We start from the raw sequence: 10,339 nt of genomic DNA, 5'->3' as shown, positions 1-10,339 counted from the left end.
GTGAGAGGCTTGCTCCGATATTTGGTGACCTTGTCACCACTCATCGGCAAGCGCTCACACGAATTACCTGATCAAATTTTTAAAGAGCGTCGCTGCTAAGCGAGGAGGCATATTCTACCCGGAACGCTTGAGAAGTCAAGCACTTGATGATGAGTCAGTCGACTGCCTCTAAGCATCATCAAGCGGTGAGGAGCGTTGCTCGATCACCTGTTCCGTAAGGAGTGCGACGTATTCTAGCGAATCGCCCGGGATTGTCAATCGATGATTTCGAAGCGGGCTTCAAAAACATCAAGCAAAACAATCACCTGCAAACCTCTTTCACCGCTGGTGACGCCATGCGTCCCCGGCAGCGGATGCGTACTTTACGCACGAACCGCCGTGAGGGCAAGGGCTTTTTCAAGAGATTGTCATCAGGATGTCATGCATCTCGAACACCTCCCATCACCTTGGTGCCGATGCTCTATCGACCAGACCGAGAATCGATTGATAGCTGAGTCCGGAGTGCTCACTCAGCCCTATCTCGCAGGTGCGCGAGTTGGAAACCCCGTAGTCGCAATCGGCCACTACCTCCTTCAGTCCCTTCAATGCCGAGGCATTGAGCTCCGGTGTACTGAAGCCCTTGTCGCCTGCGAAGCCGCAGCAGGTGATCTCTTCCGGCACGACGACTTCACTGGCGCACTGCCGCGCCAGCGCCACGAACTGCTCTGCCAGCCCCATGCGGACACTGGAGCAGGTGACATGCACCGCGACTCTCGCCTTGAGCGGTGTGATCGAGAGATAGGGCAATAGATAGTCGAGTACCAGCTGCACCGGCTCGACCAGAGTCAGCGACACCTCGAGATGCTCGCGCGCATAGGCCTGAGCCTGTGCCAGGCACGGGCTGGTATCACAGAAGATCGGCAGCCGTCCGCCGTCACTCGCCGCCACCAGCGCCGTTGCCAGCTCGGCGGCCTTGGCATCTCCCGCCTCGAACTGCCCCTTGGACTGGAAGGCCATGCCACAGCACAGTGCCTCCAGACCTTTCGGCAGCACGACCTCGAAGCCTGCCTTGTCCATCAAGGCCAGCGCCATCTCCGTGACACTGCGCGGATCGCGATCATCAGCAGCGACCCCGAAGACACGCGTGGCGCAGGACGGGAAGTAGACGACATGCCCATTGGGCGCTGCACTGCGCCCCAGTGGCTGTGCGAGATGCTTGAGATAATCACGCGCAGCGGCGGCCGGCATGCTGGGAGTCCATTGCTGCACCCTGTCGCCGGACACCTTGCGAGCAGCCCGGGTCAGGCGACGCATGTTGCGCGTGCCGACGGCACCATGCAGCCCATCCGCCAGCCTGAGCACGCCACGCATGCCACTGGTGACACGCGTGAAGTGCTCACCGGCCCAATGCGCCACCTTTACCTTGCCTGGATGATCGGCACCGGCGTTCTCCTCATGACGCAGCCCCCGGATCAGATCACCGGTATTGATGCCGACCGGACACTGGGTCGCGCACAGGCCATCGCCCGCACAAGTCTCCATGCCCTGATAGGCGTATTCCTTCCTGAGCACTGCCAACTGGTCGCGCTGTGCATCATCCGGTGCCTCGAGCGCTGCCAGGCGTGCGATCTCCCGTCGGATGACGATGCGCTGGCGCGGCGTCAGGCTCAGGTTCTTCGACGGGCAGACCGATTCACAGAATCCGCACTCGATGCAGCGGTCCACCAGCGGGTCCGCCGCCGGCAATGGCTTGAGGTTTTCCAGATGCAGGCGAGGGTTGCGCGTCAGGATCACTTCCGGGTTGAGCAGGTTGTCCGGATCAAAGGCCTCCTTGATACGCCACATCAGGGTATAGGCATCCTTGCCCCACTCAAGCTCTACATAAGGCGCCATGTTGCGACCGGTGCCATGCTCGGCCTTGAGCGAGCCACCATATTCCTGCCCCACCAGCTGCGCGACGTCATCCATCAGCGCCTGATAGCGCGCCACCTCGCCTTCGCGCTCGAAGCCCTGCGGGAAGACGAAGTGAAGATTGCCCTCCAGCGCGTGGCCAAACAGGATCGCTTGGGAGTAACCATGCCGCTGGAAGACCTCCGTCAGCGCACCGACGCCTTCCGCCAGCCGCTCGATGGGGAAGGCGACATCCTCGATGATCACGGTGGTCCCCAGGTCACGCACTGCGCCGACCGCCGGGAACAGCCCCTTGCGGATCTTCCAGTACAGCGCATAACGCTGCGCATCCTGGGTGAAGGCCCACGACTCGCAGGTCTCGATGCCCTCCAGCACGCGGGCAACCTCGGCCATGCGCGCCTCCAGCTCCTGATGATGCGCGCCCCGCACATCCACCAGCAGCGCGACCGCCTCTTCCGGCAGGGTGCGCAACACGTCCGGCATGCCCGGTGCGTCCTCCACGGAGCGCAGCGCCGCGCGGTCCATCAGCTCCACCGCCGCGACCGGCGCCGTCTTCAGCAGCATGGTGGCGCGACAGGCCGCATCAATGTTCGGGTAGTACACCAGCGCCGCCGCCTTGTGCGGCTCCTCGATCACGGTGCGGTAGGTAATGGAGGCGATGAAGCCCAGCGTGCCTTCCGAACCGATCATCAGATGCTTGAGGATCTCGAGACCATCGGCATAGTCGACCAGCGCATTGAGGCTATAGCCGGTGGTGTTCTTGAGCCGATACTTGTGGCGGATGCGCTCGGCCAGCTCAGGGTCGGCGCGCACACTGGCCGCCATGCGCTCCAGCTCCGCGAGCAGACCACCATGGCTGGCACGAAAGGCCTGCACGCTCTCCGGCGACGCCGTATCCAGGCAGGTGCCATCGGCGAGAATGACGCGCAGGTCCTCGACGGTGCGATAACTGTTGTGTGCCGTGCCGCAGCACATGCCGGACGCATTGTTGGCCGCGATACCGCCGATCATGCAGCTGTTGATCGAAGCCGGGTCCGGGCCGATCTTGCGTCCGAAGGGTGCCAGCAGCTGATTGGCACGCGCCCCGATCACCCCCGGCTGCAGGCAGATGCGACTGCCCTGCTCCAGCACCTGTGCCCCTCGCCACTCACCGCCCAGCTGGATGAGCACCGAATCCGTCAGCGCCTGACCGGACAGTGACGTCCCTGCCGCACGGAAGGTCACCGGCAACTTGCGCACCCGGCACTCGCGCAACACATGCCCCAGCTCCTGCTCGTCATGCACCCGCACCACCAGCTGCGGCACCAGCCGATAGAAGCTGGCATCCGTGCCGTAGGCCAGGGTGCGCAGCGGATCATGGATCAGGCGCTCACCGGGAATGTGCTGCGCCAACGCCTCGCGCAGGGCGTCATAGGCAGCAGCACGCGCCTGGGGTGAGGCATGCCCGCCCATGGCAGGGTGAGCAGTGGAGTCAGGGGCAGCAGCGGCGGTCATGGCCAGTCTCTTTATCAGTCAGTCAGGATGTCTTTCAGGGTATCAGTCAACACGGATCACGCTTACGGCAGCAGCGGATCACTCAGACCCACCAGGTGGAACGCCAGCATGCCCAGCACGCCGGAGGCCAATAGATAGTAGGCGGTCGGAATCGCCGTCATGCGCAGGGTACGACCCTCACGCCCCAGCAGACCGACGGTCGCCGAGGCCGCCACGACGTTGTGGATGGCGATCATGTTGCCGGCCGCGGCCCCGACCGCCTGCAGCGCCACCATCAGCGCTCCCGACAGCCCGAGCTGGGCGGCGACATTGAACTGGAACTGGGACAGCATCATGTTGGAAACCGTATTGGAGCCGGCGATGAAGGCGCCCAGCGCGCCGATGCCCGAGGCGAACAACGGATAGGCCTGACCGAGGCTGTCAGCCACCACGTCCGCCATCACCACCGGCATGGACGCCAGGTCGTTCAGATTGACGCCGGAGTTGATCAGGATGCGCACCATCGGAATGGTGAACACCAGCACGAAGCCGGCGCCGACCAGTGTGCGCCAGGATTCGCTGGCCGCCGCCACCAGCTGGCGAGAGGCCATGCGATGCAGCAGCAGCGTGATCAGGGCCACGAAGACCATGATGCCGCCCGGCAGATAGAGCGGCTGTATCGCGCCGGAGATACCGCTGGCACCCAGCAGGTCAGTGGCACTGAATTGCACGCTGACCAGCCAGCCCTTGAAGTCACTCGATACGCGCGAGGCAACCAGCAGCAGCGCGATCAGCCCATAGGGCAACCATGCCAGCCACAGAGGCAGCGGCTTTCTGCCCGCCGCGGCGGCCTCGACATCATCACGCTCCAGCGTCAGGTCACCCAGCCAATGCCTGGGCCACTCGGCCTCGGGCGGAAAATCCCAGCTGTCCTTCGGCAGTAGAAATCCGGCACGCGCCGCTGGCACCACGAGGATCAAGCCGACCAGAGCGCCGATCAGTGACGGGAATTCCGGGCCGAGGAAGATACCCGCCGCCACGTAGGGCAGCGTGAAGCACAGGCCTGCGAACAGCGCGAACGGCGCAATCGACAGCCCCTCGCTCCAGCTTTTCTTCGCGCCGAAGAAGCGCGTCATCATCACGGTCATGAACAGCGGCATCAGCAGGCCGACGATGCCATGCACGATGGCGACCTCCGAGGTGATCAGCTGCATGAAGGCCTCCCAGCTGGAATGGTTCGCCAGCAGCTGCTCACCGAGATTGGCCTTGTCGAGGCCCGTATTCACGCCGATCACGATCGGCGTGCCCACCGCCCCGAATGATACCGGCGTCGACTGGATCATCATGCCCACCATCACCGCCCCCAGCGCCGGGAAGCCGATGGCGACCAGCAACGGCGCCGCGATGGCCGCAGGCGTCCCGAAGCCGGAAGCCCCCTCGATGAAGCTGCCGAACAGCCAGGCGATGATGATGGCCTGTACGCGACGGTCGGGACTGACGGTGGTGAAGGCGCCGCGGATCACCGCGATCGCCCCGGAATGCTTGAGCGTATTGAGCAGGAAGATGGCGCCGAAGATGATCCACAGCACCGAGACGGTCACCATCAGCCCCTGCAGCGTGGAGGCCAGAATGCGCGTCAGCGACATCTGCCATACGAAATAGCCGATGGCAGCGGTGACGAGAAAGACCAATGGCATGGCGCGACGCGCGGGCCATTGCAGACCGACGAGCAGGATGCCCGCCAGCAGGATAGGGGTGAAGGCCAGCAAGGCCAGCAGTGGCTCGGACATGACGGAAACTCCGCAGGCGAATTGTTGTGATTGTTGTCTGGCACGGCAGTGAAGGACTCGGGGGTTGGCGCACCCTTTGGGTCAGGCCTTCCGATAAATTGGTCATACCAATTTACCCTGCTGTGCCTCGGCATAATCTAGGCGTCGCCTCGAAAGGGGTCAAACATCATGTGGCGCAAGGTATCTAGACATTGGTCAAAGCAGCCTCATTGCGTAAAATTGGTCTTACCAATTACTGAGAACGCCAACCTCCCACGCGAGGCGTGGTTATCACACATATTGGTAAGACCAATGTCGGCTGTGGCGTGGAATGCCCACGGGCCACACTGATCATCGGCAGCGCCGCAAGCGCCCCTCTCTTGCATGCCGCGTACCGGCATTCCAGCGTTCGGCGCCGCCTTTCACCTTTGCCGCAAGGACACTTCCATGCGTTACGCCCCCGTCCGCCAACCCCGTATCGCCGATGTACTCACCGAGCGCCTCGAAAGCATGATCATCGAGGGCAGCCTGAAACCCGGCGAGCGCCTGCCACCGGAGCGCACCCTGGCTGAGCAATTCGAGGTCTCGCGCCCCTCCGTGCGGGAGGCCATCCAGAAGCTGGCCGCGCGCGGACTGCTGACCTCACGCCAGGGCGGCGGCACCTACGTCTCTGAAGAGCTGGCGCGCGCCTGGTCGGACCCGCTCAGCGCGCTGCTGGGTCGCCACGGCGAGTTCAATCTCGACCTGCTGGAATTTCGCGATGCGCTGGAGGGCATCAGCGCCTACTACGCCGCCATGCGCTCCACCCCTGCCGACAAGGCAATGCTGCGCCAGCGCTTCGAGGACCTGGAGAAGAGCTTCGAGGGACGTGACCCGGAGCGCGAGGCCGGCGCCGATGCCGCCTTCCACCTCGCCATCGCCGAGGCCGCGCACAACGTGGTGCTGCTGCACTCGATGCGCAGCCTGTTCCAGTTGCTGGAGAAGAGCATCGTGGCCAACCTGCGCCACCTGTTCGAGAAGCCGGAATCACGCCCGCGCCTGATCCAGCAACACCGCAGCCTGTTCGAGGCGATCATGGAAGGCCGCGCCGAAGATGCGCGCAACGCCGCCCATGAGCATCTGGTATTCGTCGAGGATTCACTGCTGGAACTGGAACGCGCCGAGACTCGTGCCCAGCGCGCCTTGCGCCGTGCCCAGGCGGCGCCGGATGGCGCATGACGCTCAGTCATGACGCTCTGGCTGAATATGAAGATCCGGATATGCAGAGCTTGAGATGAGGGCCTGAACATGAAGGCTTGCCGATGAAGGGCACGCGCCTGCCCCAGCTGTGGCGTCTCGTACTGGCGGTCGCGCTACCGCTGGGGCTGATGCTGTGCGTGTGGCAGGCGGTCTCGATGGCGCGCAGCCAGGGTCTGGAGCGCCTGGGGCATGAGGCAGACAACGAACTGCGCCTGACCGCCGCCAGTCTGCGTGGCCAGCTGAATCGCCACGCCTATCTGCCCAGGCTGGTGGCAGAGAATGACCAGCTGCGCGACTTTCTCGATCACCCAGAAGACCCCAGCGCGGAAGTGGCGCTCAATCAGCGCCTGGACCGCATGCGTGAGCTGGCCGGCATCTCGGACCTCTATCTGGTCGATGACACCGGCACGACCATCGCCGCCAGCAACTGGCGTTCCGCCAACACCTTCATCGGTCAGAACTACCGCTTCCGCCCCTACTGGCAAGACGCCATCAACGGCGGCGAGGGGCGCTTCTACGGGCTGGGCACCAGCTCCGGTGAGCGCGGTTATTTCTTCAGCGCTGCTGTCACCAGCCCCCAGGGGCGACGTGGCGTGGCCGTGGTCAAGGTGCAGATAGAGGCGCTGGAGGCGGCGTGGCTCGACCAGAATGCCGACATCATGGTCACTGACCCGCATGGCGTAATCTTCATCGCCAGCCAGGCGCAGCGGGTACTGCGCACGCTGGAGCCACTCAGCGAGGAGACACGCAACCGGCTGCTCGATACCCAGCGCTATGCCAATCAGCGCCTGCGCCCGCTGCGCCTGCATCATCGCGAGGCGCTGCCGGAGCTGCTGGGCTCGCCCTTTGAGTCGCGCCGCGACACGACCTCCATCGAGCTGTTGCAGCTGACACCGGGGGATCTCTGGCAGCACGCCTGGTTGAGCCTGTCCCAGCCACTGCCGGACATCGGCTGGCGCCTGCATGTGCTCAAGCCACTGGCACCGCTGCGCAGCGGTATCTGGCAAGCGGCCGGGCTCGCGGCCGGTGGCTATGCCTTGCTGTGTCTGCTGGCAGGGCTGGGCTGGCAGCGACTGCGCATCCTGCGTGAGCGTCGCCTGTTCGCCGAGCGCGAGCGCCAGAATCTCGCCAGCAGCCAGCAACGGGTGCGCGGCATCATCGACCGCACTCAGGCTGGCCTGTGCATCCTCGATGAGCGGGTGCGGCTGGTGTATCTCAACCCGACGGCCATTGCGCTGTTCGGCTCGCCCTTGAGTGCCGATGCCTCACCGGGCGACTCACTCCGCCAGCCCAGCGCCCGCGAAGGGCGTGATCTGCGCGAGCTTTTCCTGCCAGCCGAGCGCCACCTGCTGGACCGCCTGACCCAGGCCCGCTCCGTCGGGCCGCTGGAAGTGCATGGCCTGCGCGAGGGTGTCGCGGTACCACTGGAGCTTTCCTGCTCGCCGCTGCCCAGCCCCAACGGTCCGCGCTGGCTGGTCACGGTCTTCGATGTCAGCGAACGCCGTGCCCAGGCCGAACAGCTCGCCCAGGCACGCGATGCCTTCGAGCAACGGGTGGTCGAGCGCACCCGTGACCTCGCCGCCAGCAACACGCGCCTGAGTGCCGAAGTCGAGGAGCGCACCCGCGCCGAACGCGAGCTGCGCGAGACGCGTGATGAATTGATCCAGACCGCCAAGCTCGCGGTCCTGGGGGAACTGGCCGCCGGCATCAATCACGAGCTCAATCAGCCATTGGCCGCCATCCGCGCCTATGCCGAGAACGCCAGCGCCTTCCTCGCCCGCGCCCAGACCTCCCAGGTCGAGAGCAATCTGCGCCAGATCACCGAGCTGACCCAGCGCATGGGCGAGATCAGCGCACAGTTGCGTCAGTTCTCACGCAAGAGCGGTGACCGTCTGGAGGCCATCGATCTCACCACCAGCCTCGACTACGCCCTGCGCCTGCTGCATGCACGCTGCGAGGCACTCGGCGTGGCCCTCATTCGCGAAGCGAGTCCAAAGCTGGCCCGAGTGCGCGCCGAGCCGGTACGTCTGGAGCAGGTATTGGTCAACCTGATCGGCAATGCATTGGATGCGCTTGCCGACATGCCCCCCGAGCGCACGGAACCTCCCAGCATCCAGCTCAACCTGCATGAGCAAGCGGGCAGCGCCGGCAATCAGGTCGTGCTGGAAGTCCACGACAACGGCCCCGGCCTCGAGCCATCGCAACTGGTGCGGGTGTTCGAACCTTTCTATACCCAGCGCGCCGACGGCCAGGGGCTCGGGCTGGGGCTATCGATCAGCGCGCGTATCGTCGCCGACCTCGGCGGCACCCTCGAGGCGTACCCCTCGCCGCTGGGTGGCGCACTGTTCCGGCTGACGTTGCCGGCACTCTCGATGCCCTCACAACCCCCAATGCCACCCACCGCCAACCATTCACAGGAGCCGTCATGAGCGACGTCACGAATACCGACATGCAGGTGCTGGTGGTGGATGACGAACCGCACCTGCGCGACAGCCTGAGCCAGAGCCTGATGCTGGCCGATTACCGCACTCGCCCGCTGGCCAGTGCCGAGCAGGCACTGGCGATCCTGCGCGCCGAAGCGCCCTTCGAGGGTGTGGTGGTCACGGACATTCGCATGCCGGGCATGGATGGCCTGAGCCTGCTGCACGCGGCGCATGCCGTGGATGACGAGCTGCCGGTGATCGTGATGACGGGACATGGCGACATCGATACCGCCGTCGCGGCCATGCAGGCCGGCGCCTGGGATTTCATCGAGAAGCCCTTCGATCGCGAGCGCATGCTCGATGGCGTGCGGCGTGCGGTGGCCGCTCGCCGGCTGGCGCTGGAGAACCGCTCGCTGCGCGAACAGCTGGATACCCAGCGCAACAGCGCCGGCCCCAGGCTGGTGGGCAGCAGTGACATCATGCAGCGCCTGGATGCTCAGGTGTCACGCCTGGCGGCGGTCGATGCCGACACCCTGCTGTATGGCGAGACCGGCGCCGGCAAGGACCGTGTCGCCCGCTGCCTGCACGAGCGCAGCGCCCGCGCCAGCAAGCCCTTCGTGGCGCTCAACTGTGGTGGCATGCCGGAGACATTGATCGAGTCGGAACTGTTCGGCCATGAGAAAGGTGCCTTCACCGGTGCCAGCGAGCGCCGCATCGGCAAGCTGGAACACGCCGACGGCGGCACCCTGTTTCTCGATGAGATCGAATCGATGCCGATGTCATTGCAGATAAAACTGTTGCGGGTGCTGCAGGAGCGCAGCATCGAGCGGCTCGGCAGCAATACGCCACGCCCCATCGATATCCGCGTCATCGCCGCCACCAAGCGCGATCTGCGCGAAGCGGCCAGCGCCGGCGAGTTTCGCGAAGACCTCTACTACCGCCTGAACGTGGTCACGCTGTATCTGCCGCCACTGCGCGAGCATGCCGAGGATATCCTGCAGCTGTTCCGGCACTTCGCGATTCTGGCCAGCGAACGCACCAGTCTGGAAGTCCCGCCGCTGGACGCCACCACCCTGCAGGCACTGCTGGCGCATGACTGGCCGGGCAACGTGCGTGAACTGAGAAACTGTGCGGAGCGCCATGTGCTGCTGGGCGGACTGGAGGGCAACATCGGCGACAGCATGGCGGAAGGGCGACCGCTCACCGCGGGCACGAGTGGCCCGGCCGTGAACAGCACGGAAGCCGCAAGAGAGGCGGACAGAGAAGACATCACCGCCGGCACGGGCGAGCGGGATGCATCAGGTGCACCAAGGGAATCAGGCGAGCTGGGGGAACTGGAGCACAACGTGAAGGCGGCCACGCAGGCGCAATCGCTGCCGCAGCGCATGGAGGCGTTCGAGGCCGCGCTGATTCGCGAAGCCCTGGCGGCCAGCAAAGGTCAGGTGGTGATGGCCTGCGAACGACTGGGACTGCCGCGCAAGACACTCTACGACAAGCTCAAGAAGCACGGCCTGAGTGCCGAGCCCTATCGTGCCTGATGCATCA

Annotated in this window: 5 protein-coding genes; 3 read left to right on the top strand and 2 right to left on the bottom strand. The window is 64.8% G+C overall.

The annotated features are described in order from the left end of the window. Positions 1-441: 441 nt before the first annotated feature. Together ACJJV2_RS17795 and ACJJV2_RS17790 are read right to left on the bottom strand one after the other, a co-directional pair. Positions 442-3,384, bottom strand: coding sequence for an FAD-binding and (Fe-S)-binding domain-containing protein (locus ACJJV2_RS17795; RefSeq protein WP_405282444.1), 2,943 nt, complete (start codon positions 3,382-3,384; stop codon positions 442-444). A gap of 62 nt (positions 3,385-3,446) precedes the next feature. Next, positions 3,447-5,153, bottom strand: a complete 1,707-nt coding sequence (locus tag ACJJV2_RS17790) for an L-lactate permease (RefSeq protein ID WP_405282442.1) — start codon at positions 5,151-5,153, stop codon at positions 3,447-3,449. Between the two features lie 426 nt (positions 5,154-5,579). Between ACJJV2_RS17790 and ACJJV2_RS17785 the strand changes: the two genes are divergently transcribed. From ACJJV2_RS17785 to ACJJV2_RS17775, 3 genes are all read left to right on the top strand, one after another. After that, complete coding sequence (locus ACJJV2_RS17785) at positions 5,580-6,350, top strand: FCD domain-containing protein (protein ID WP_317292395.1); 771 nt, start codon at positions 5,580-5,582, stop codon at positions 6,348-6,350. Positions 6,351-6,433: 83 nt separating this feature from the next. Next, positions 6,434-8,800, top strand: a complete 2,367-nt coding sequence (locus tag ACJJV2_RS17780; RefSeq protein ID WP_405282440.1) for an ATP-binding protein — start codon at positions 6,434-6,436, stop codon at positions 8,798-8,800. Further along, the gene (locus ACJJV2_RS17775; protein ID WP_405282438.1) at positions 8,797-10,332 is read left to right on the top strand and encodes a sigma-54-dependent transcriptional regulator; all 1,536 of its coding nucleotides are present in this window, start codon (positions 8,797-8,799) and stop codon (positions 10,330-10,332) included. The genes ACJJV2_RS17780 and ACJJV2_RS17775 overlap by 4 nt, the downstream gene beginning before the upstream one ends. The last annotated feature ends 7 nt before the right edge of the window (positions 10,333-10,339 follow it).

It is taken from the genome of Cobetia sp. Ld8 (assembly GCF_045066615.1).
In the GTDB taxonomy this organism is placed as follows: Bacteria; Pseudomonadota; Gammaproteobacteria; order Pseudomonadales; family Halomonadaceae; genus Cobetia; species Cobetia amphilecti.
This window is presented reverse-complemented; position numbering and strand designations above follow the sequence as displayed.

Excerpts from the sequence above, each read along its gene's own strand:
- ACJJV2_RS17795 (WP_405282444.1), bottom strand. The coding sequence starts at position 3,384 with ATGACCGCCGCTGCTGCCCCTGACTCCACTGCTCACCCTGCCATGGGC.
- ACJJV2_RS17790 (WP_405282442.1), bottom strand. The coding sequence starts at position 5,153 with ATGTCCGAGCCACTGCTGGCCTTGCTGGCCTTCACCCCTATCCTGCTG.
- ACJJV2_RS17785 (WP_317292395.1), top strand. The coding sequence starts at position 5,580 with ATGCGTTACGCCCCCGTCCGCCAACCCCGTATCGCCGATGTACTCACC.
- ACJJV2_RS17780 (WP_405282440.1), top strand. The coding sequence starts at position 6,434 with ATGAAGGGCACGCGCCTGCCCCAGCTGTGGCGTCTCGTACTGGCGGTC.
- ACJJV2_RS17775 (WP_405282438.1), top strand. The coding sequence starts at position 8,797 with ATGAGCGACGTCACGAATACCGACATGCAGGTGCTGGTGGTGGATGAC.